This is a genomic window from Brevibacterium sanguinis (assembly GCF_039528855.1).
Taxonomy (GTDB): Bacteria; Actinomycetota; Actinomycetes; order Actinomycetales; family Brevibacteriaceae; genus Brevibacterium; species Brevibacterium sanguinis.
Map to the genome: position 1 here is coordinate 118,181 of NZ_BAAAMB010000009.1, position 22,451 is coordinate 140,631.

The window sequence follows — 22,451 nt, forward strand, 5'->3', positions numbered from 1 at the left end:
CCGCACCCGGCTGACGACCCGCACGGCAGCCGCGGTCAGCCCGGGCACGGCGCGCCTGCTGCTCATCGTCGTCGCCGTCCTCGTCGCCGCCCAGCTCGTCCTCGTCGTCGGCTCCGGCATCAGCATCACCGTGCTGTGGCTCAGCCTCGTCGTCCTCGCCGTCCTCGGTCGGGTCGCCGTCTCCCCGCTCCAGATCACCGGGCTCGTCGTCCTCGCCGTCGCCGCCGTCCTCGCACCGGGGCTCGCCGCCGGCTTCTCCGCCGGGGACGGCTTCACGTTCGCCTTCGGCGCCTCGACCGGGGTCATCGCCGCCCTCGCCCTCGGCCTGCTCCTGCGGATGGTCGACCGCTCGCTCATCGAACGCCACGCCACCGCCGTCGCCGACGAGCGCCGCCGCATCGCCACCGAACTCCACGACATGGTCGCCCACGAGGTCACCGGCATCGTCGTCCTCTCCCAGGCGGCCGCCCGCAGCGACTACGTCGGCATCCTCCACACTGCGCTGGGCAAGATCGAGGAGTCGGGCACCCGCGCGCTCGAGGAGATCCGCGCCCTCGTCTCGGCCACCCACGACGATGCCGCTGCCGCCCGGACCCCAGTGACGACCGGCCGCCAGGGACTCCTCGATCGGGTCGAGGCCTTCCGCGCGGCCGGGGGCACTGCGGTGACCGTCGACCTCGATGCCTCCCTCGCCGAGGCGGTCCCCGGCCCCGTCTGGGCCGTCCTCGACCGCGTCCTCGTCGAATCCCTGACGAACATCCGCCGGCACGCGGGCACCGCCGTGCCGGTGACGATCGGACTCACCGCCGACGACATCACTGCCGACCGCCTCGGCGCCGTCGTCCTCACGATCGCCAACGCACCGGGGGCCGAGGGGATCGGACGCGGCAGCGGCTCCGGTCTCATCGGACTCCGCCACCGGGTCGAGGGCACCGGCGGCACCCTGACCGCCGGTCCCGTCGCCGGCGGCTGGGAGGTCCGCGCCCGCATCCCGCTCACTGCACCGATTCAACCGACCCCGCTGCCCCACCCGAAGGAGCCCCGCCGATGATCAGAGTCGCCCTCGTCGATGACCAGGAGATGGTCCGGATGGGCTTCGCGCTCATCCTCGATGCCGACCCCGACATCACCGTCGTCGGGCAGGGTGCTGACGGGGTCGATGCGATCGAGCTGACCAAGCGGGAGCACCCCGACGTCGTCCTCCTCGACATCCGCATGCCCCGCCTCGACGGACTCTCCGCGCTGCCGCGGCTGACCCCCATGACGAAGGTCATCATGGTGACGACGTTCGACGACGAGGAATACGTCGATGCCGCCCTCGACCAGGGCGCGAGCGGGTTCCTCCTCAAGGACGCCGGACCCGACCTCCTCATCGCCGGGGTCAAGGCCGCCGTCGACGGGGAGGCCCTCATCTCTCCCGCCCTCACCCTCGCTCTCCTGCGCCGCCGCTCACCGGCCGCGCAGCCGCACGCCGGGCCCGGCCGCGACCGGGTGGAGAGCCTGAGCGAGCGCGAACGCGACGTCGCGGCCCTCGTCGCCACGGGACTGACGAACCAGGAGATCTGCGCCGAGCTCTACATCTCCCTCGGCACCGTCAAGACGCATCTCGGGAACATCCAGACCCGCCTCGGCGCCCGCAATCGAGTCGAGATCGCGGCCCGCATGTGGGAGTCGGGGGCGATGGATCAGCCGAACGGCTGAGGGCGGAGCCGGCGAACCGGTCGCCCGGCCGATGTCCCAGGCCGCTTCCCCGACGAGGATGGAGGCCATGAACTCACACGCACTCACCCCGCCGGTGCCCGCTTCCGCGCAGCCGACCGGCGACCAGCTCACCCGTCCCCGCCGGATCGCCGCCCTCGATGTGCTGCGCGGCGTCGCCCTGTGCGGCATCATCTTCGTCAATCTGCCGCCGATGTTCGGACTCAGCTCGGTCGACGGCAGCGGCGACACGCTCCCGTTCTACGCCGCGAGCCAGGACTTCGTCCAGGGCCGGTTCTTCCCGATCTTCTCGATCCTCTTCGGCATCGGCTTCGGCATCATGTGGCACTCCGCCCGCCGCCGCAGCCCCCGCCCCCGTCTCGCCCTGCTGCGCCGCTTCCTCTTCCTCGGCGTCCTCGGCGCCCTCCACATGCTCCTCCAGCCCGGTGAGGCGCTCCTGCCGTACGCTCTCGCCGCGCTCGTCGTCCTCCTGCCCTCGACGTGGCTGCCCGCCCGCATCCTCCCGGCGATCACCTCGGGTCTCGGCGCGCTCTTCCTCATCGCCGGGGTGGCCACCGGCGGCGGGATGGCGATCATCCCCGGCCTCTTCCTCCTCGGCTTCGCGATCGGGTACACCGACTTCGTCCGCACGGCGCTGGCTCACCCGGGCCGCCTCGCCCTCGTCGGTGGGCTCGCCGCCGCCGTCACCGTCACCGGGTTCCTCACCACGGACTACCTCACCCGCCAGCTCGATCAGTGGATCACCGCGGGGCTGGGGATCACGATGGCCCTGTGCTATGTCATCGTCGTCATGCTCCTCATGCGCACCCCCGCCGAGGCGGTCCTCCGGGCCGTGTTCGCGCCGCTGGGGCGGATGGCTCTGACGAACTATATCGGCGCCACGCTCCTCCTCGTCGGCGTCCGCTTCCTCCTCCCCGACCTCGCGGCCCTCGACAGCGAGGGCGGCTACGTCGCGGCTGCGGCTGTGTGCACGGCGATCCTCATCGTCCAGATCATCGCTTCCGCCGTGTGGCTGCGGTTCTTCTCGCAGGGCCCGCTCGAGCGTCTGTGGCGCATCGTCACGTGGGGCCCCTCCCGCGCCGAGCGCTGAGCCTCCCGCGCCGAGCGCTGAGCAGCCCACCTCCCGGACATGCGCCGAGGCGGCACTCCCCTCCACGGGGTGTGCCGCCTCGGTCGCGTCGTCGGGTCGGGCGGTGCCTAGTCGGCGACCGTCTCCGGCAGCGCCTCTTCGCTGACGAGATCCTCGTCGAGGGCGATGACACCGTAGCTCCAGCCCTTGCGGCGGTAGACGACGGAGGGCTTCGACGACTCCTCGTCGATGAAGAGGTAGAAGTCGTGGCCGACGAGCTCCATGCGGTTGAGCGCCTCCTCGATGCCGATCGGCGCCGCCGCGAACGACTTCTCCCGCAGCACGACGGGCGAATCGCCCTCGGCTTTGATCCGGCCGTTCGTCTGGTCGGGGGTCGATGCGGTCGCCTCGGCGTCGGCATCGGCCTCGGCCCCTCCGAGCGGCTCGGCGACGGGCATCTTCGCGAGCGCCTCGGCGGTCGACTCCTTGCGATGACGGCCGACGCGGGACACCTTGTTCCTGTCCCTGGCCCGCCTCAAGCGCTCGACGAGCTTCGCCCACGCGAGGTCGAGGGCGGCGTACTTGTCGCTCGCCATCGCCTCGGCGCGGATGACCGGACCCTTCGCCACCACCGTGAGTTCGACCCGCTCGCTCGTCTCGGGCTGCTTCGTGTTCTTATCGTGAGCGACGTGGACCTCGACACGCTGCGCGCGAGGCGCGAGCTGCTCGACTTTGGCGATCTTGTCTTCGATGTGCGCGCGGAAGCTGTCGGAGATGGTCAGTTGGCGTCCGGTGACAACAATGTCCATGATGGGTCCTTTGGCGACTCGTTCTTCGGATGAATCCGATCCCATTCCCTTGGATGGGTAAACACCGTTATACAGTAAAGGGAGAGACAAATCGAGTGCCCCCGCGACCGAGTCCGATGACTGCGGCAACAGCGGGTCTGACCTGCACCGATGTTAATACTCTTGCGCTTTCGGCCAAGGTCGCGCCGGTGGTCGAGAAATCGTCGACGAGAATGACCGTGGCGGTCTCCGCAACGATTTCCCGCACCCGCCGGGCGGGCGGATTCGGGATGAGGAATTGCGAGTTCTCCGCATTGTGCGCCCGCTCGTGCGCCCCGAGTCCGACCTGGTCGCGGCGCCTGCGCGCGGCGAGGACGTCGATGACCTCGAGCGACAGATCCGGAGCGAGCTGCCCGGCCCGGCGGGCGAGGGCCGCGGTGTGCGATCCTCCGCGGCGGCGGAGAGCTGCCTGCGAACTCGGTGCGGGCACGACGCCCACCGGTCCGCCCGGATGACCGACGAGGTCGAGGGCGGCGACGATCGCCCGTGCGAGAGCGAGCGCGAGCGGGTCGAGGACGTCCCGACGGCCGTTGTCCTTGAAATTGACCACCATATGGGACACCCGCGGATTGTATTCCGAGACCCCGACGACGGGCAGCGTCCCGTACCGCGGCTCCATCGCCCGCGGAACGCCGCCGAGGAGCATGAGGCACGTCGTGCACAGCGAGACGGTTTCCCGCCCGCAGCCGGCGCACCGTCGCGGCAGGAAGAGATCGGAGAACTCGCTCAGCAGCCCCATCGCAGCGACTCAGCCCGGATACGCGGGGTCCTTCGCCGTGACGTCGATGAGCTTCTGCCACGCGTTCGAGTTGTACGAGTAGATCTCGCCGGCGCTGCCGGTCACGAGGATCGAGCGACCGTCCTCGCCGGCCGCGATCCGGTCGCCGCCGCCGGGCAGCTGGCCGAGCTGCTCGGGCGGACCCGCGACGTGGACCCGGTAGGGCTGGACGGTCTCGCCCGGCAGCTGCGCGAGCACCGCGAGCGAGGTCGACCCGCCCCACGAGATGTCCTGGATCCCGGAGAAGTACGAGCCGACCTGCAGCGGGGCGTCGGAGAGGGAGGCGGCGGGGTTGCCCGCCCGGTCGCGCGGGATGCCGACGACGTCGATGCGCTCGGGCTGATCGCCCTGCCGGCTGAGCACCGCCAGTCGCGTGCCGTCCCGGGAGACCTCGAGATCGAGCAGGGTGCGGCCGGAGAGGAAGTCCGCGGCGACGGTGTAGACCTGATCGTCGCGGCCGACCGCCGTGATCTCGCCCTGGTTGTCGCGCTCGCCCGTCCAGATCGAGTTGAACCGGTCGATGCTCGGACCGACGAGCGACGACCCGTTGAGCACGGTGCGCGACTCCGAGGAGTCCGCGCGCAGCCGCTTGAGGTGCTGCCCGTCGTCCTCGAGGTACGCGTAGATCGAATCGTCGAAGGACACGGCCGGGTCGCTGGCCTTGGCATCGCTGAGGTCGGGGCTGTTCTCCGCCCGGGCCACCGTGGTGCCGGAGATCCGGGAGATCCGATTGTTCGCGATGACGACCGGCGGCCCGTCGACCTGGACGGAGGAGTCCGTCTTCGGCTGCAGACTCTCGGACACGACCTGACCGCCGATCGTCAGCTCGACGCTCGAGACCGAGGGGATGGCCCGCAGCGTCGAGGCGATCTGCTGCCGGATGAGGCCCTTCTCCCGGTCCGTCGGCGCCGGAGTGAGATTGCCGAGGGAGACGTTGGCGACGCCGTTCTCGATCGTCACGACGTTCGAGTCGTTGAGCTTCGCCCCGTCGGGGGCAGCCGTGATGACGGCCCCGGCGAGGTAGGGTGCGGGCCCGGTGAGGAGTTCGTTGATGATCGCCGTCGGGGTCGACGACGAGCGGAGGAACCACCGGGAGTCGGGCACGAGGTAGGAGAAGTCCGAGGTGAAGAACTCGAGCGAGTAGCTGAGGAAGATCGTGCGGAACGTCGTCGGGGTGACGAGCAGGCCGTCGGGGGCCGAGGAGATCCGCCATTCCCCGTTCTCCTGGCGCAGCGAGAACTCGAGGTTCGAGCGGGTGTCCGGGGTCGCCGAGGAGAAGATCCCCGAGGAGTCGACGATGCCGACGACGGGAGCTGACATCGTCAGCGTCTTCTGGTCGGAGGTGACCTCGTAGTTGAGCGAGTCGAGGTCGGTGTCGCCGGGCAGCACCGACACCGAGGCGAGCGGGTTCCACTCCTGGGCCTCCGCCTCGGTGAGGAACGACTTCGCGACGGCGAAGTTGTTGCCGGTCCCGGCGCCGGCGGCGAGGAACCCGCGGACGATCTCCCCGACGCTGTCACCGGGCTTCGGCCCATCGGGGGTCCGCGCGCTGCCGGCGGCGGCCTCGTTCGATGCCGCCGGGAGGTGTCCGACGGGCGAGGTCGTGGGAATCGAGGAGCACGCGGTCAGGGCGAGGCTCGCGCAGACGGCGAGCACGATCGTGACCACGCGCATCCGGACTGTCGACGGTCTCATGAGCTTCCCTTCTGCAGTTCGCTCTCCTCGGCCTCGGCGAGTTCGCTGCGGTCGGGGACCGCCTCGGCGAGATCGGCTTCGACGACGATGGGGATCGACCCGGTCTGGATCCGCACCGAGCCGTCGGAGGACATCGGGCCGGCGACGAGCGCGGAGCCGCGGATCTGCGCGTCCCGCGGCGGCAGCGGCAGCGGCGACGAGGTGATCTCCTGGTCGGGGCGGCGCGGCAGCGTCAGCCGGAAGCACGAGCCCTCCCCGGGGTTGCCCCACACCTGGAGCCAGCCGCTGTGGAGGTGGGCGTCCTCGAGCGAGATCGCCAGGCCGAGGCCGGACCCGCCGAGGGTGCGCTTGCGGGCGGGGTCGGCGCGCCAGAACCGGTCGAAGACGTGCTCGACCTGCTCCTCATTCATGCCCACGCCGTGGTCGCGCACGCTCACGGCCACCGCCTCGGCGTTCGAGGCGACGTAGACGTCGATCGGCTTGCCCTCGCCGTGCTCGATGGCGTTGACGACGAGGTTGCGGATGATCCGCGTGATCCGCACCCGGTCGACCTCGGCCATGACCGGTGAGGACGGGGCATGGACGACGATGTGCGTCGACATCTGGTCGGCGATCATCGAGACGGTCTCGACGACGGAGGTGACGATCGCGCCGACGTCGACGGGTTTGGCGACCAGCGCTGCGGCCCCGGCGTCGTAGCGGGAGATCTCGAGGAGGTCGGAGAGGAGGGCGTCGAAGCGCTCGGCCTGCGAGTTGAGCAGCTCGGCGCTGCGGGCGGTCACCGGATCGAGGTCGTCGCGCGCATCGTAGATGAGGTCGGCGGCGGCGCGGATCGTCGCGAGCGGGGTCCGCAGCTCATGGGAGACGTCGGAGACGAACTGCCGCTGCAGCACCGAGAGCCGCTCCATCTGCTGGATCTGATGCTGGAGGGTGTCGGCCATGTCGTTGAAGCTCTCCCCGAGCACCGCGATCTCGTCGTTGCCGTGGACGGGCATGCGCTCGTCGAGGTCGCCGTCGGCGATGAGGCGGGCCACCTCCGCACCGGTGCGCACCGGGGTGACGACGAGGCGGGTGACGATCCATGCGACCGCACCGACGAGGACGACGAGGACGAGGGCGGCGACGAGCATCGACCGCTGGACGAAGTCGAGGGTGTTCTGCTGTTCGGTCAGATCGCCGAGGTAGTAGAGCTGGAACTGCCCGGCGCCGGGGACCGTGAGCTCCTGCGTGATGAGCAGGCCCGGCCCCTGTCCGCCCGGCAGGCTCACCGACTGGTAGAGCATGTCATCGGTCGGCGCCTGCCCGATCGCCTCCCGCAGGTCCGAGCTCACCGGCATCTCCGCGGTCGACTCGGCTGAGGAGTCCATGCCGACGCTGATCGTCGAGAACGACGAGTTGGGGTCCCGCGGCTGCAGGGTGAGCGCGTAGACCGAGCCGGTCGAGCGGTTGAAGATCGAGGAGAGCTGGGAGGACAGGTTCTCCTGGGTCACGGCCTGCCCGTCGGCGGGGGCGACGCTGCGCAGTTCGGCGACGATCGTCGCCGCCTGCTTCGACAGGGAGTCGAGCCGGTTGTCGAAGAGCCCGCGGGAGATCTGCTGGGACATGTACGTGCCGACACCGAAGATCGCCACCGAGGTGAGGATGACGGTGAGGACGACGATCCGCACCTGCAGGGAGTAGCTGAACGACCGGCGGATGAACGCCCAGAGGCTCGTGAGTCCGTTCGCTGTGGTGCGGAGGGCTCCGCGCACGGCGGAGGTGGGGTTCACGCCGCTCGGCCCGCCTTGTACCCGACCCCGCGGACGGTGACGATGATGTCCGGCTTCTCCGGATCGCGTTCGATCTTCGAGCGCAGGCGCTGGACGTGGACGTTGACGAGCCGGGTGTCGGCGGCATGCCGGTAGCCCCACACCTCTTCGAGCAGGGTCTCACGCGAGAACACCTGCCAGGGCTTGCGGGCGAGGGCGACGAGAAGGTCGAATTCGAGCGGGGTCAGCGAGATCGGCGCCCCGCCCTTCGTCACGGTGTGCCCGGCGACGTCGACGACGACATCGCCGACGGTGAGCAGTTCGGGGGCCTGCGGCTCGGAGATGCGCAGGCGCGCCCGCACCCGGGCGATGAGCTCCTTGGGCTTGAACGGCTTGGGCACGTAGTCGTCGGCGCCGGATTCGAGACCGAGGACGACGTCGACGGTGTCCGACTTCGCGGTGAGCATGATGATCGGCACCGAGGAGACGTCGCGGATCTCCCGGCAGACCTCGAGCCCGTCCTTGCCGGGCAGCATGAGATCGAGGAGCACGAGGTCGGGTCCCACCTTCTGGAACTCATCGAAGGCCTGGTCGCCGGTCGCGGCGAAGAAGGGCTCGAAGCCCTCACTTTTGAGCACGATTCCGATCATCTCGGCCAGAGCCGTGTCATCATCAACTACGAGGATACGAGCGTTCATACCTCCATTGTCGCTTAAAGTCATGTGAAGTTTCGACCGGGACACCCGGTGTCGGCCATCCGTGGCAGGATTGTCTGCAATGGGACGAACGAACGCATGGACTTCGCAGGTCGACTGGCAAACCGGCCGGTGGCAGCCCCGCAGTCCGTCTCCGGGGCATTCGCCGTGGCGACCGCCGCTTCCCCGCGGCATCCTCCCCAAGCGTCCCCTGACGTTCTTCGAGGTCCTCGACACCGGCTTCCGCCTGCTCCGCTTCATCCCGTCCCTGGCCATCGGCGCCCCCCTCATCGTCGTCACCCTCGGCACGCTGGCGCTGACCGCGGCGGGCACGGCGCTGACGCTGACCTTCCTGCCGTTCCTCGCCGACGTCATGGCCGACGACGAGGCGATGTCGGGCTTCGCGCTGCTGGCGCAGCTCGGGTCGTTCGTCCTCGGCCTCCTCAGCCTCGGGTTCGTCCACTTCCTCGCCGGTCTGCTCGCCCCCGGAGCCGAGAACTCCTTCGGGGCGCGGCGGACGACGCTGACGGCGGCCTGGCGCGCCCTGACCGGACGCCGCCTCAGGCTCGTCGGGGCGGCCCTGCTCATCACCGGCATCGACACCGTGCTGCTGGCGCTGCTCGGCGGCCCCGCCGTGGCCGCCGGCCTCCTCGGCGCCCCGATCATCGGCGGTGTCATCGGACTCCTCCTCCTCGGCGTCTGGGTGCTCGCCGTCGTCTGGCTCAACCTGCGTCTGGCCTTCACCGGTGCGGCGATCGCCGCCGAGGACGCAGGCATCGGCGGCGCACTCGCCCGCTCGTGGCGGCTGACCGGCAGCGGCTTCTGGCGCACCCTCGGCCAGCTCGGACTCGGGTACCTGCTGGCCAATCAGCTCATCCAGCTCGTCATCTCGCCCTTCGTCTTCGTCGTCACCATCGTCCTCACCGCGGTCCTCTCGACCTCCGGCGGGGACACGACAATGATGGCGGCGATCGCGATCACCGCAGGTGCCGTCGTCCTCGCCCTCACCGCGGTCTCCTCCGCCGTCCTCTACGGCTACTTCTCCTGCCTCGTGTGCGTGAGCTACTTCGATGCCCGGATGCGCAGCGAGGGCTTCGACCTCGTCGTCATCCGCACCGAGGAGGCGGCCGCGTCATGATCCCGCCCATCGTCGCCGCCGCCTCCGGGGTCATCGACCGTGACACCGGTCGCGAGTGGATCGACCGCGAACTCAGCCGCAGCGAGTACGCGGAGAACGACCTCACACCGCTCGAACAGCTCGGGCGCTGGCTCGGCGATGTCTGGGCCGCGCTCCTCTCCGCGGCGCTGGGAGGGAATTCGCCGTGGCTGCTCCTCCTCGTCGTCGCGGCAGTCGCGGTGCTCATCGGACTCATCGTCTGGCGGGTGCGGCGCCTCGGTCTGCGGCGGGCCCGGATGCCCTTGGCGGCCTTCGACGCCGTCGTGACCTCCCCGCGCCCCGAACCGTGGCGGGAGAGCGCCCGAGCCGCCCACGAGCGCGGCGATCATCGGACCGCGGTCATCGACGAGGCCCGGGCGATCTTCGCCGTCCTCGGCCTCAAGCACGTCATCGACCTCGAAGCCGCGCAGACGGCGAATGAGATCACCCGCGTCGCCGGCACTGCCCTGCCCGCGCACGCGACCGCCCTGCGGCGGGTCTCACGCGTCTTCGACGACCTCATGTTCGGACCCGACGACGAGCTCGGGCCGACCGACCTCGCCGGCGTCTACGCCGAGTTCCTCGCCCTCGACGCCGAGCTCGAGGCCCTCCCCGCCCACCGCGGCGGACCCGCCCGGAGCGGCGACCCCTCCGGGACCCTGACCGCCGAGGCGGGACGACGATGAGCGCGGCGATCGATGTCGCCACCCGCGGCACCGTGAGCACCGCGGTCGTGCCGTTGAGCGCCCGGCTGCGCTCGGCCGGGGTGTGGATCGTCGGCGCCGTCGTCGTCCTCATCACCGTCATCGCCACGCTGCTCATGACCAGTGACCGCGCCCCGGAGGACCCGCTCCACTACGACGGGGTGGGCCGGGAGGGGATGAAGGCCCTCGTCGAGACCCTGCGCGACCACGGCACCGAGGTGGTGACGACCGAGAGCCTCGATGCCGCCCGGGAGGCGAGTGCCCGACCCGACACGACGCTGCTCATCCCCGCCGGTGCCGACGTGCTCAGTCCCGGGGATGTCGACGGGCTGACCTCGGCCCTGCGCGAGGAGGGCAACCGGCTCGTCCTCGTCGACCCCGACGTCAGCCTCGGCGCGTTCACCGATCGGCTCACCACCGCCGTCTCCGATTCCCCGCTGGCCGATCCCGATCCCGTGTCCGCGCCTGCGTGTCGGATTCCCGCAGCCGTGGCGGCCGGCGACGTGAGCACGGGTGAGAGCCTCTACGCGGCCGTCGAGCCCGGCGACCCTCAGATCCGCATCTGCTACCCGCAGACCGGACCCGGAATCATCGCGGACCCGGGCGACCCCGCCGGGCAGCTCGTCGTCGACGACGGCGGCGACGTCCCCCTCACGGTCCTCGGCAACGGCAGCTGGCTGAGCAACGGCGAGATCGACGAGGACGGCAATGCGGCGCTGTCCCTCTCGACGCTGTCGCAGACTCCGAACCTCGTCGTCTACTACCCGCGGGAGGGCACCGATGTCGCTCCTCCCCCGTCGACGATCGACTTCGTGCCCAGCTGGTTCCTCGCCGGCGCAGCCTGGCTCGTCCCCTGCCTCCTCGTTCTCCTCCTCGTCCTCGGGCGCCGCTTCGGACCGCTCGCCGTCGAACGCCTGCCCGTCGTCGTGCCTGCTGTCGAGACCGTCTTCGGCCGGGCGGCACTGGCTGAGCGCAGTCGCGACCGCGCCGGGGCCCTCCATGCGCTGCGCACCGCGGCGCTGCTGCGCATCGCCGCGCGACTCGCGCTCGGTCCCGAGGTCGGCCGCGACGTCCTCCTCACCCGGGTCGCCGGCGCCACAGGTCGCGATCCCACGCAGGTGACCTGGGCGTTCGCCACCGCCGCCCCCGCCACCGACCGCGAACTCACCGAGGTCGTCGACCTCATCGACACGATCGAAAGCGAGATCCCATGACCAGCAGCCACCCTGCGCGCCCCTCGACTCCCCCGGGTGTGCCTCCGGCCGCGCCGGGGCCGGACACCCCGAACGACCACCTGGCCGCCAACGGCCAGGCCAACGNNNNGACGCTCCTGTCGGCCGGGCACCGGCCGAGGCTCCCGCCGACCCGCTCGCGGCGGCCTTCGCCGCGGTGCGGGGTGAGATCGGCAAGGCCGTCGTCGGACAGGACGACGCGGTCACCGGTCTGCTGCTCGCCCTGCTGTGCCAGGGCCATGTGCTCCTCGAAGGCGTGCCCGGGGTGGCGAAGACCCTGCTCGTGCGCAGCTTCGCGACGGCCGTCGACCTCGACCACACGCGCATCCAGTTCACCCCCGACCTCATGCCCTCCGACGTCACCGGGTCGCTCGTCTTCGACGCGGCCACCTCGGACTTCGAGTTCCGCAGCGGGCCCGTCTTCACGAACGTCCTCATCGCCGATGAGATCAACCGGACTCCGCCGAAGACGCAGTCGGCCCTGCTCGAGGCGATGGAGGAGCATCAGGTCTCCGTCGGCGGTCGCTCCCGGGCCCTGCCCGAGCCGTTCATCGTCGCCGCCACCCAGAACCCCCTCGAGTACGAGGGGACCTACCCGCTGCCGGAGGCCCAGCTCGACCGGTTCCTCTTCAAGCTCGTCCTCACCCTGCCCGACCGCGACCGCGAGTTCGAGATCCTCGACCGGCACGCCCACGGCTTCGACGCCGGCCGCCTCGACGTCGCGGGGCTGCGCCCCGTGCTCGACCGCGACATGATCGCCCGGGCCCGGCAGGCGGTGGCGACCGTCCACATCGCACCGGAGATCATCACGTACATCGTCGATCTCGCCCGCGCCACCCGGCAGGCGCCGTCCCTGGCCCTCGGCGTCTCACCCCGCGGGGCGACGCGGATGCTCGCCGCCGCTCGCGCCCTGGCCTGGCTGGCCGGTCGCGACTACGTCACCCCCGACGATGTGAAGTTCCTCGTGCCGATGACCTTGGGCCACCGGGTCATCCTCCGCCCGGAGGCGCAGATGGACGGACTGAGCGTCGGCCAGGTCCTCGACTCGATCGTCGCGACCACCGAGGTCCCCCGCTGAATGACCTCCCGTCTGCTCCTCCTCACCCTCCTCGGGATCGTGCCGGTCATGCTCGTCCCGGGGTGGACGAGCGCGCTCATCATCGCCGGGGTCATCGCCGTCGTCGCCTTCGTCGACTGGCGGCTCGCTCCCGCCCCGCGCCTCATCGGCCTCCAGCGCACGCCGGGGCCGATGGTCCGCCTCGGCGAGGACACCACGGCCACGCTCACCCTCGTCAACGATTCGCCCCGGCGGATCCGGCTCTCGGTGCGCGACGCGTGGGCCCCGAGCGCCGGTGCCCACCGCACGCGGACCGCGCTCACCCTCGATCCCGGTGAGACGCGGGAGATCACGACCGTCTTCACGCCCCGCAGGCGCGGTGCCCTCGCCGCCGATCAGGTGACGCTGCGCACGGCGACGGCCCTCGGTCTCGTCCGGCGGCAGCGAAGCTTCGACGTCCCCGCCGCGATCCGGGTCCTGCCGCCCTTCGTCTCCCGTCGGGAGCTGCCGTCGAAGATGCAGAAGCTGCGGGAGCTCGAAGGGCGGTCGGCGGTGATGATCCGCGGCATGGGCACCGAGTTCGATTCCCTGCGCGACTACGTCGACGGCGACGACGTCCGGTCGATCGACTGGCGGGCCAGCGCCCGCGCCCAGGACCTCATCGTCAAGACGTGGCGCCCGGAGCGCGATCGCCGGGTCGTCATCGTCGTCGACTCCTCGCGGCTCGCGGCCCGCCGCAGGGGCGCGGGCACGGTCTTCGACGCCGCCCTCGAATCCGCGCTCCTGCTCACGGCGCTGGCCGCCGGGGCCGGGGACCGCGTCGACGTCATCGTCGCCGATGCCCGGGTGCGCGCGACCGCCTCGAGCCACCGCTCCTCCGACCCGGTCCACGACCTCTCCGTCGCGCTCACTCCCGTCCACCCCGAGCTCTACGACGCCGACTGGGAGCAGATCGCCGGCAGCGTGCTCGCGACCTCGCGACAGCACGCCCTCGTCGTCGTCATCACCGCCCTCGACGAGGCGACCGTGGCCGAGGAGATCCTCCCCGTCCTCCCGACCCTGATGAACCGCCACCGCGTCGTGGTCGCCTCCGTCGCCGACCCCGACCTGAACGACCTCGCCGCGCGCCGCGGCGACGCCACCGAGGTCTACACCGCTGCCGCGGCCGCCGCCGAGCTCCTCACGGTGGAGGCCCTGCGCGCCCGGTTGCGCGGGATCGGCGTCGATTCGGTCGCAGCGACCCCCGAACAACTGCCCGGAGCCCTCGCCGACCTCTACATCGGACTCAAGGCCACCGGCCGGCTCTGAGCCGCAACCCCACCGCCGCGGCGCGGGGCTGCCCCATCGCCTCGGCGACTGACTGCCATGCTGCCTCGGCGCGGTCACCGGTCGGTGGCGACGATCGCGTAGCCGGCCTCATGGTCCTCGAGGTCCGCCGAGAGCCCCGCCCGGGCGGCCCGTCTCCCGAGCGTTCCCGCATAGACGACGATGGCGGCCGTGTAGGCGACGCCGATCGCGATCTTCAGCGCGGGCGGGAGCGGATTGGGCGTGACGAAGCCCTCGATGAGCCCCGAGAGGAAGAGCATGATGACGAGTCCCCCGGCGACGACGAGGAGAGAGCGGGCCTCCCGGGCGAGCTTCGTGCGGCGCAGCTGCGGGCCGGGGATCACCCAGGCGAAGAAGAGCCGCAGGCCGGCGGCCGCGGCGAGCAGGATGCAGCTGATCTCCGGGATGCCGTGGGGAAGGATGTAGAGGAAGAAGTCGGCGCCGCGGTCGAACTCGAACATCATCGCCCCCGAGAACCCGACGTTGACGGCGTTGAGGAACAGACCCTGGAGGACGAAGACGCCGGTGACGCCGAGGAGGACGAACTGCACAGCGATCCACGCGTTGTTCGTCCACACGCCGATGGCGAAGAAGCCGTTGGGGTTCTCCTTGTAGTACTCGACGAAGTCCTGTTCGGCGAACTGCCGGCGGTACTCGTAGTCGCCGAACGTGTCGAGGACCTCCGGGTGGGTGCCGGCCCACACTCCGGCGAGCACCGAGGCGGCGAGGAAGGCGAGGGCGATGACGACGAAGTCCCAGCGCAGCCGGTAGATCGACAGCGGCAGTGCGATGGCGTAGTAGCGGGCGATGCCGGACAGACCGCCGGCGGGCACCGACGAGAGGTGGTTCCGCGCCCGGTGGACGATCGCCGAGAGCCGGGCCGCCTCGAGCGAGTCGGGGGCGACCGTCATGATCTGGGAGAGATCCTTCGACGCCGCCCGGTAGAGGTCGAGGAAGCGCTGTGCCTGCGCCGGATCGAGCCGATTGCGCTTCGCGAGGTCCGCGAGCTCCCGCCACTTCTCACCGTGCATCTCGGCCAGCAGGTTCGGATCCATGCCTCCACCCTAGACGATCGGGAACCGGCAGGAGTCTGTGCCGCAGGCGGGCGACCGCCGCGGTGTGCCAGGATGGTGGGGTGAGCACTCTCGTGACCGGCGAAGCCGTCGAACTCAGCGTCCAGCCGGCGGCACTGGCCGCCCGGGCGCTCAGCTGCGCCATCGACTGGCTCCTCTACACCCTCGTCAACATCGGTCTGCTCATCGGCATGTTCTGGCTGCTTCTGCGGATCCTCGAGGTCAACACCCTCATCCTCGGATCGGTGATGACGATCATGAGCATCAGCGTCTTCGTCCTCCTGCCGATGCTCGTCGAGGTGCTCACGAAGGGCCGGTCGGTCGGCAAGCTCATCCTCGGTCTGCGCATCGTCCGCGACGACGGCGGGGCGATCCGGGTGCGGCACGCCGTCATCCGCGCGCTCCTGTGGCCCTTCGAGGTGCTCGCGACCGGCGGCGGCCTCGCCGCGCTCTCCGGTCTCGTCTCACCGCAGACCAAGCGCCTCGGCGACTATCTGGCCGGGACGCTTGCGGTGAGCGAACGCACGAGCCCACCCCCGCCGGTCACCACCCACGTCGCCCCGCAGCTCGCGCAGTGGCTGAGCGAGACCGATGTCTCCGCGGTGCCGACGGGACTGCACCGGCGCATCGTCGCGTTCCTCGCGATCGCCCCGAACCTCGGGCATGAGTCACGGTGGCAGCGGGCCGTCGAACTCGCCACGGAGCTCAATCCCCATGTCGCCCCCGCCCCGCCGGAGGGCACCCTGCCCGAGCAGTTCCTCTCCGCGATCGCCCATCGGCAGCGGTTGACCGAAGCCGCGAAGCAGCAGCGCCGAGGTGTCCAGGCACAGCAGTTCCGCGCCGGCATCGATCATCTGCCGCACGGCCTGCGGCTGCGTGCCGGGACCGCGCAGGGAGAGCACCGCGGCTGACGACGGCCGCGAAGGCGCCTGACGTCCGCCCCTGAAGAGGCTGCGTCGCCGCCACTCGGCGCGCTGCCGGTGACCGGCGTCTCAGTACCGGTAGTGGTCGGGTTTGAAGGGTCCGGCGACGTCGACGCCGATGTACTCTGCCTGCTCCTTCGTCAGTTCGCTCAGGCGCGCACCGAGGGCGGGCAGATGGAGGCGGGCGACCTTTTCGTCGAGCTCCTTCGCCAGCCGGTGGACCGAGTTGTCGTAGTCGGAGTGCGAGTCCCACAGTTCGATCTGGGCGAGCACCTGGTTGCTGAACGAGGCGCTCATGACGAACGACGGGTGGCCCGTGGCATTGCCGAGGTTGAGCAGGCGGCCTTCGGAGAGGACGAGGATCTCCGTCGTCTCCCGGTCGAGTCCGAGCTCGGCGGGCACGGGCACCGTCCACTGGTGGACCTGCGGCTTGATCTCGATCGTCGACACCCCGGGCAGGCGACGCAGGCCGGCGAGGTCGATCTCGTCGTCGAAGTGCCCGACGTTGCCGACGATCGCACCGGGCTTGAGCCGCTGGAGCGTCTCGACGCCGACGACCCGGGTGTTGCCGGTCGTCGTGATGACGATGTCGGCCTCGGCGTCCACATCGTCGAGGAGGGCGACCTGGTAGCCGTCCATCGTCGCCTGAAGAGCGCAGATGGGGTCGATCTCCGTGACGACGACACGCGCACCCTGACCGCGCAGCGCCTCGGCGGCGCCCTTGCCGACGTCGCCGTAGCCGACGACGACGGCGATCTTGCCGCCGATGAGCACGTCGGTGGCGCGGTTGAGCCCGTCGGGCAGGGAATGGCGGATGCCGTAGCGGTTGTCGAACTTCGACTTCGTCACGGAGTCGTTGACGTTGATCGCGGGGAACGGCAGCTCCCCGGCCTCGGCAAGGCGGTAGAGCCGGTTGACTCCGGTCGTCGTCTCCTCGCTCACCCCGCGGATGCCGGCGGCCAGCGCGGTGAAGCGCCCGGGTGCCGCGGTCATCGCGGATTCGAGCTGGGCGAGGAACGCCTTGTACTCCTCGGGGTCGTCCTCGGCTGCGCTCGGCACGCGCCCGGCCGCTTCGGCCGCGGCGCCCTTGAGGACGTACATCGTCGCGTCTCCGCCGTCGTCGAGGATGAGATTGGGTCCCTCGGCGAAGTCGAAGATCCGGTCGGCGGCCCACCAGTACTCCGGCAGGGACTCGCCCTTCCACGCGAAGACGGGCACGCCCTCGGGGGACTCGGGGGTGCCGTGTCCGACGACGACGGCAGCCGCGGCCTCGTCCTGGGTCGAGAAGATGTTGCAGCTCGCCCAGCGCACCTGCGCGCCGAGGGCGACGAGCGTTTCGATGAGCACGGCCGTCTGCACCGTCATGTGAAGGCTGCCGGCGATGCGGGCCCCGGCCAGCGGTGCCTGCTCCGCATACTCCTCGCGCAGGGCCATGAGGCCGGGCATCTCGCGTTCGGCGAGCCGGATCTGATGGCGACCCGCCTCGGCGAGACTGAGATCGGCGACCTGGAAGTCGGTGGGTTCGAGCACGGTGCCTCCTTGTGCGGTGGGGTGTCGGTGCGGCTGAGAGTCGGTGCGGCTGCGGGTCGGTGCGGCGGGCTCAGGCGGCCCGGCCGGAGACGATGACGGTGGCGAGGTCGGTGAGCTCGCGCACGCGCGCCTCGTCGGGCGCTTCGACGTTGAGCCGCACGAGCGGTTCGGTGTTCGACTTGCGCAGGTTGACCCACCAGTCCTCGCCCTGCAAGCTGATCCCGTCGAGATCCTCGATGCGCCCGGGACCGAAGTCGGCGGCGGCCGCGGCGAAGGCGGCGAGGACGGCATCGGGGTCGGCGACGGTGAAGTTGATCTCCCCCGACTGGCGGTAGGTGTCGTAGGCGGCGACGAGGTTGGAGGCCAGGCCGCCGGCGTCGCCGAGAGCAGTGATGAGGTGACACGCGGCGAGCATTCCCGAATCCGCGCCGTAGAACTCCTCGAAGTAGAAGTGCGCGGAGTGCTCGCATGCGAAGACCGCGCTCTCCTCGCGCATCAGGGTCTTGATGCCGGAGTGGCCGACCTTCGAGCGGATCGCGCGGCCGCCGGCGGCGGCGATCGCCTCGGGGACGCTGCGGGAGGTGATGAGGTTGTGGATGACCGCGGGCGTCTCGACGCCGGCGGCCCGGGCGCGGGCGATCTCGCGTTCGGCGACGAGGGCCCCAACGGCCGAGGCCGACAGCGTCGCCCCGGTCTCGTCGATGAAGAAGCACCGGTCGGCGTCGCCGTCGAAGGCGAGCCCGAGGTCGGCGCCGCACTCGACGACCGCCCTTTGGACGTCGACGAGGTTCTCGGGTTTGAGGGGATTGGCCTCGTGGTTGGGGAACGTCCCGTCGAGCTCGGTGTAGAGGCCGATGACGTCGAGGTCGAGCTCGGGCAGTCCCGCGGCGGTGCCGAAGACCTCGTCGAGGAGCCGACCGGCCATGCCGTTGCCGCAGTCGACGACGACGCGCAGACCGCGCACGGCGTCGACGTGGGTGAGCTGACGGATGCGCTGGGCATAGCTGCTCCGCATCGTCGCCGCCGCCTCGTCGACGGGCACCGGGGCGGCGTCCGGATCGGGTGCCGGGGCGTCGGGGGCGAGGTCGCGGATCCGTCCGAGTCCGGAGTCGAGGCTGACTCCGCCGGCGCGGGGTCCGCAGATCTTGATCCCGTTGTAGTCGGCGGGATTGTGGCTGGCGGTGATCATCGCCCCGGGCAGGTCGAAGATCCCGGAGGCGTAGTAGAGCTGGTCGGTCGAGCAGAGGCCGAGGAGGACCGGACGCCGGCCCGCGGCGGCGATGCCGGCGGCGAAGGCCCCGGCGAATCCCGGGGAGCTCGGGCGCATGTCATGGCCGACGACGACCTCGGTGCTGCCGTGGATCTCCGCCATCGCGGTCGCCGTGGCCCAGCCGAGGGCGAAGAGGATGTCGTCGTCGAGTTCGTCGGGGATCCTCCCGCGGATGTCGTAGGCGCCGACGGCGGTGGCCAGGGCACGGGCACGGGAGGTGGCGAGGGTCATGGAGTGTCCTTCGTGGAGTTCGTCAGTGGCGCTCACGGGCCGATGATGCGCAGGTGTCCGTGACGGCGGCCCTGTCCGGTGTCGGCCTCGGAATCGGCGTCGACGGCCCGCGGCCGGCTTCCGGGTGCGGGGGTCGCGGCTGCCTCGCGCACCGCGTCGGCGATCGCGAGGAGATCGTCATGGGTGCGCTCCGGCGGTTCCTCGGTCGCACCGATGCGGATGAGCTCCCAGCCCACCGGCGGGGTGAGGCGGGCGGCGTGATCGGCGCAGAGGTCGTGGGCGCCGGGTTCGGCGCGGCGGGCGAGGGGACCGACGACGACACACGCGTCCGCATGCACGTAGGTCATGGTCGCGGAGGCGCTGCGCGAGCAGCTGACTTTCGAGCACGTTCGCAAGGCTGACACAGTCGTTCACTTTACACGCTGCCGCTGCCCGTTCCCCGGTGGCCGGGCCGAGCGGCGGGCGAGTTCTGCGGGTTTCCTCCGCAACCGGTCACAGCGGTCTCGGTAGAATCATCGACCATGAACGTCAGACGCCGCCGGGACCGGCATGGACGGGGCCTGCGGTCCTCTCTCTTCCGCGCGGATGTGCCCGCGCGCGCGACCCGGGCGGAGTCCTTCGCGCGGGTCGCCGCCGAGGAGTTTGCCCGGCACCGCGAGCAGGAGCCCGATCTCCTCGCCGAGGTGGTCCTCGCCATCGATGTCGTCCCCCCGCCGGGGTCGACGGAGCCGAGCTTCGGTCGGGTGTTCCCCGCGACCCCGCAGCGCCGCACGCACATCGTCCTCTACCGTCGGCCCATCGAATACCACAGCCTCGGTGGGACGCGGGAGACCCTCATCGCCGAGGTGATCGCCGACCAGGTCGCCCTGCTGCGCGGCGCGCAGGGCTGACCGTCGCAGTCTCCGACGGAGTCGGGGTCGGATCCTCAGTCAGGTCGGAGACGGCTCCTCAGTCGAGCCGGATGTCGCGGTAGGCGACGCCGGCCGGGGCCGGCGCGGGCATGACCGCAGAGACCCCGGAGTCCGAGGTCACGAGGAGGCTCGCGTGGACGCCGTCGGCCGCTGCCCCGGCAGCACCCTGTCCGCTGATGACGAGGGCGCGCACCGCCTCGGCGGAGACCTCGGCCGGGGCCAGGGTCGTCGTCGCGGTCGGGTTGAGGTCGACGACGCGCGGGTCGGTCAGGCTGCCGTCGTCGAGCATGCCGCTGACCTGCACCTGCCCCTGCCCCGGGGAGAGGAAGAGCTGCGCGGTCCCGGTCCGCGGCAGGGCCATGAGCTGAGCGTCGGCGAGGCCTTCGGTGGCGGTGATCGTCGCGAAGTCGCCCGCTCCCCCGTCGGGGTTCGTCGCCACGGATGCCGTGGCCTGGACGGGCTGGTCGGAATCGAGGACGAGGCTCGTGGCGGCGAGCTCGCCGAGGTCGGCCTCGGCGACGCCCCCGGCGACGACGGTGAGCGCCGACCGGGGGATGTCGACCTCCCCGTCGGGACCGTAGGCCTTGAGGGCCACCTCGGCGAGGTCATCACCGGGGTTGGCCACGCGCACGCGCACGCTCCTGCCGTCGAGTCCCGTGAGGACCTGCTGGTTCGCGGCCGGAGCCCCCGGGGCGGCGAGGTCGATGCCCTGCGGGGTGAGGCCGTCGAGCTTCGTCTCCTGGATCGACCCGGCGAGCACTCCCCCGTCGACGGAGACGTCGACGGCGAGTTCGGGGGCGCCCGCGGCGAGTCCGGCGAGGCGGACGGCCCGCTGGGAGCCGGCGCGGATGCTCAGTTCGGTCGGCTCGCCCCGCGATCCCGAGGGGGTCATCACCTGGACCTGGGCCTGGACGGGGACGCTGCCGGGGTTGCTCAGAAGCAGCTGCGAGTTCGATCCCGCCTCACCCGATCCGGCGACGATCCGGAAGTTCGCCGCCGGTGCCGCGCACGTCAGGGTGGCGAGCCCTGTGAGGTCCCCGGAGGTGCCTTCGACGGTCTCGAGCGCCGTCGTCAGGGCGGGGGCACCGGGTCGGGCGAAGCCGGTGATGATCTTCGTGTTCTCGACCTGGTCGTCGCCGGAGACGAATCCTCCTGATGCGGGGTTGTCGAAGTCCGGAGACCCGCCGAGGGTGGCCACCTGGAGGCGGGAGGCGCTCACGGAGCCGTCGGCGGCGCTGATCGGGGCGGTCGCGGAGACGACGCGGGTGCTGACGTTCGAATCGTCGACGAACTCGGCGTCGGTGCCCTCGGCGGCCTGGTCGGTGAGCAGCGGTCCCGGGCAGATCACCTGGGTGTCCGCGGTCGGCATGCGCACCTGTTCGGGGCTGCGACTGAGCGTGCCCGCGGGCAGCGGGGTGAGGAACGACGTCGTGGCGATGAGGATGCCGGGAACGGCGATCGCTGCGAATGTGACGGTGCTGCGGCCGAGCCTCATGCTCTCTCCTCCGACCTGTCCGATGCGGCACCGTCAGCCGACGAGCCGTCAGTTGACGAGCCGTCCCGTGCTGGGGTGTCGTCTGGGTGGGTGCCCTCAGCGTGGGCGCCCTTTGCCTCGGTGTCCTCAGGGCTGGTGCGATGTGGCGCGGTGCCCTCTGGTGCAGTGCCCTCTGGTGCGGTGCCCTCTGGGTCGGGGCGCTCAGCGTCCGGTGTCGACTCCCCGTGCTGCGGTGCGGTCGTCGCGCGGTTTCCTGATTCAGCGCGGCGGCCTGACTTTGCGCGGCGGCCTGATTTCGCACGCCGACCGCGGCGCGTCATGGCAGCCGGCTGCGGGTCCGCGGAGGTCCCGGGCTGATCCGAGGACCCAGCCTGGTCCGAGGTCCCGAACTCTTCCACGGTCTCAGGCTGTTCCGAGGCCTCCGGCCGATCCGCGGTCCCGGACTCTTCCACGCTCTCAGGCTGTTCCGCGGTCCTGGATTCCCCTCGAGCGGTCACCGGCGCGCCGCGCCGCACGGTCCGGTTCGGGGTGGGGCGGCGACTGCCGATGGGCAGGGCGACGATGAGGCAGAGGAGTCCGAGCACCCAGCCGGCGATGACTCCCGTCGTCATCAGCGGTGACGAATCGTCGAGCTCGACGGTGCCGCCGGCGGCCGGCAGGGTGAACTCCTCATCCCACGCCTGATCCGGCTCGGCCGGGCGCGGGAGGTCCTCCCCGTCGATGCTCGCCGTCATCCCGTGGGCGGTTTCGGCGACGACGAGCGTGCGGCCGTCCGCGCCGGGCGCGATGTCGATCGTCTCCCCGGAGCGCGGAGCCGTCGACAGCGTGCCGTCGGGTTCGCGGACGAGGAAGCGGCCGCTGGAGGGCTTGTCGACGTTCCAGAGCACACCCGCCTCCGTCGGTCCGACCTCGACGAGACCGGTCGCCGCGGCCACGGAGGAGCGCAGCGCGGCGTCGTCCTCGTCGACGAGGACGAAATCGACGCCGAGGC

Annotated in this window: 20 protein-coding genes and 1 pseudogene; 10 read left to right on the forward strand and 11 right to left on the reverse strand. The window is 71.1% G+C overall.

Annotation, left to right across the window (positions count from 1 at the left end; genetic code table 11):
* From ABD154_RS10885 to ABD154_RS10895, 3 genes are all read left to right on the forward strand, one after another.
* A partial coding sequence (locus tag ABD154_RS10885; RefSeq protein WP_344251277.1) for a sensor histidine kinase occupies positions 1–1,051 on the forward strand: 1,051 nt, incomplete at its 5' end.
* Positions 1,048–1,701, forward strand: a complete 654-nt coding sequence (locus tag ABD154_RS10890; protein WP_344251278.1) for a response regulator — start codon at positions 1,048–1,050, stop codon at positions 1,699–1,701. The genes ABD154_RS10885 and ABD154_RS10890, both read left to right, overlap by 4 nt.
* 67 nt (positions 1,702–1,768) lie before the next feature.
* Complete coding sequence (locus ABD154_RS10895; RefSeq protein ID WP_344251279.1) at positions 1,769–2,809, forward strand: DUF418 domain-containing protein; 1,041 nt, start codon at positions 1,769–1,771, stop codon at positions 2,807–2,809.
* 107 nt (positions 2,810–2,916) lie between these two features.
* Here the strand turns inward: ABD154_RS10895 and hpf are convergent, their stop codons facing one another.
* From hpf to mtrA, 5 genes are all read right to left on the reverse strand, one after another.
* Positions 2,917–3,597 carry a ribosome hibernation-promoting factor, HPF/YfiA family gene (gene hpf / locus ABD154_RS10900; protein WP_344251280.1) on the reverse strand — a complete coding sequence of 227 codons (681 nt, stop codon included), beginning with the start codon at positions 3,595–3,597 and terminating at the stop codon, positions 2,917–2,919.
* Positions 3,598–3,664: 67 nt separating this feature from the next.
* Complete coding sequence (locus tag ABD154_RS10905) at positions 3,665–4,375, reverse strand: ComF family protein (RefSeq protein WP_344251281.1); 711 nt, start codon at positions 4,373–4,375, stop codon at positions 3,665–3,667.
* A gap of 9 nt (positions 4,376–4,384) precedes the next feature.
* Complete coding sequence (locus ABD154_RS10910; RefSeq protein ID WP_344251282.1) at positions 4,385–6,109, reverse strand: LpqB family beta-propeller domain-containing protein; 1,725 nt, start codon at positions 6,107–6,109, stop codon at positions 4,385–4,387.
* Positions 6,106–7,878 carry an MtrAB system histidine kinase MtrB gene (gene mtrB, locus ABD154_RS10915; RefSeq protein ID WP_344251283.1) on the reverse strand — a complete coding sequence of 591 codons (1,773 nt, stop codon included), beginning with the start codon at positions 7,876–7,878 and terminating at the stop codon, positions 6,106–6,108. Before mtrB ends, ABD154_RS10910 begins: the two co-directional genes overlap by 4 nt.
* Entirely contained in the window at positions 7,875–8,555 is a 681-nt protein-coding gene (gene mtrA, locus ABD154_RS10920) for an MtrAB system response regulator MtrA (RefSeq protein WP_198498395.1), read from the reverse strand. The genes mtrB and mtrA overlap by 4 nt, the downstream gene beginning before the upstream one ends.
* A gap of 79 nt (positions 8,556–8,634) precedes the next feature.
* Here mtrA and ABD154_RS10925 point away from each other — a divergent pair, with 79 nt between their 5' ends.
* The 5 genes from ABD154_RS10925 (at position 8,635) to ABD154_RS10945 (ending at position 14,009) form a co-directional block, all read left to right on the forward strand.
* Positions 8,635–9,690, forward strand: coding sequence for a hypothetical protein (locus ABD154_RS10925; RefSeq protein WP_344251284.1), 1,056 nt, complete (start codon positions 8,635–8,637; stop codon positions 9,688–9,690).
* Entirely contained in the window at positions 9,687–10,394 is a 708-nt protein-coding gene (locus tag ABD154_RS10930; protein ID WP_344251285.1) for a DUF4129 domain-containing protein, read from the forward strand. Before ABD154_RS10925 ends, ABD154_RS10930 begins: the two co-directional genes overlap by 4 nt.
* Positions 10,391–11,626 (forward strand): DUF4350 domain-containing protein, encoded by a 1,236-nt coding sequence (locus tag ABD154_RS10935; RefSeq protein WP_344251286.1) that lies wholly within the window; start codon positions 10,391–10,393, stop codon positions 11,624–11,626. The genes ABD154_RS10930 and ABD154_RS10935 overlap by 4 nt, the downstream gene beginning before the upstream one ends.
* A gap of 175 nt (positions 11,627–11,801) precedes the next feature.
* Positions 11,802–12,722, forward strand: coding sequence for an AAA family ATPase (locus ABD154_RS10940; protein WP_425546728.1), 921 nt, complete (start codon positions 11,802–11,804; stop codon positions 12,720–12,722).
* Entirely contained in the window at positions 12,723–14,009 is a 1,287-nt protein-coding gene (locus tag ABD154_RS10945) for a DUF58 domain-containing protein (RefSeq protein WP_344251287.1), read from the forward strand.
* 74 nt (positions 14,010–14,083) lie between these two features.
* Here ABD154_RS10945 and ABD154_RS10950 read toward each other — a convergent pair whose 3' ends face one another.
* On the reverse strand, positions 14,084–15,082 hold the full coding sequence (locus ABD154_RS10950; RefSeq protein ID WP_344251288.1) for a stage II sporulation protein M: 999 nt from the start codon (positions 15,080–15,082) through the stop codon (positions 14,084–14,086).
* Between the two features lie 80 nt (positions 15,083–15,162).
* Here ABD154_RS10950 and ABD154_RS10955 point away from each other — a divergent pair, with 80 nt between their 5' ends.
* Complete coding sequence (locus tag ABD154_RS10955) at positions 15,163–16,011, forward strand: RDD family protein (RefSeq protein WP_344251289.1); 849 nt, start codon at positions 15,163–15,165, stop codon at positions 16,009–16,011.
* Between the two features lie 81 nt (positions 16,012–16,092).
* Here ABD154_RS10955 and ahcY read toward each other — a convergent pair whose 3' ends face one another.
* The 3 genes from ahcY to ABD154_RS10970 form a co-directional block, all read right to left on the reverse strand.
* Complete coding sequence (gene ahcY / locus ABD154_RS10960) at positions 16,093–17,553, reverse strand: adenosylhomocysteinase (RefSeq protein WP_344251290.1); 1,461 nt, start codon at positions 17,551–17,553, stop codon at positions 16,093–16,095.
* A 70-nt stretch (positions 17,554–17,623) separates the two neighbouring features.
* The gene (locus ABD154_RS10965) at positions 17,624–19,054 is read right to left on the reverse strand and encodes a phosphohexomutase domain-containing protein (RefSeq protein ID WP_344251291.1); all 1,431 of its coding nucleotides are present in this window, start codon (positions 19,052–19,054) and stop codon (positions 17,624–17,626) included.
* A 32-nt stretch (positions 19,055–19,086) separates the two neighbouring features.
* Positions 19,087–19,401 (reverse strand): DUF3499 family protein, encoded by a 315-nt coding sequence (locus ABD154_RS10970; protein WP_232623550.1) that lies wholly within the window; start codon positions 19,399–19,401, stop codon positions 19,087–19,089.
* Positions 19,402–19,575: 174 nt separating this feature from the next.
* On the opposite strand from ABD154_RS10970, the gene ABD154_RS10975 reads away from it, so the two are divergent.
* Entirely contained in the window at positions 19,576–19,944 is a 369-nt protein-coding gene (locus ABD154_RS10975; RefSeq protein WP_198498384.1) for a metallopeptidase family protein, read from the forward strand.
* A 58-nt stretch (positions 19,945–20,002) separates the two neighbouring features.
* Here the strand turns inward: ABD154_RS10975 and ABD154_RS10980 are convergent, their stop codons facing one another.
* On the reverse strand, positions 20,003–21,460 hold the full coding sequence (locus ABD154_RS10980) for a DUF5719 family protein (protein ID WP_344251292.1): 1,458 nt from the start codon (positions 21,458–21,460) through the stop codon (positions 20,003–20,005).
* Positions 21,457–22,451 (reverse strand): annotated as a pseudogene (locus ABD154_RS10985) (hypothetical protein); the annotation flags it as partial. The gene ABD154_RS10980 and the pseudogene ABD154_RS10985, both read right to left, overlap by 4 nt.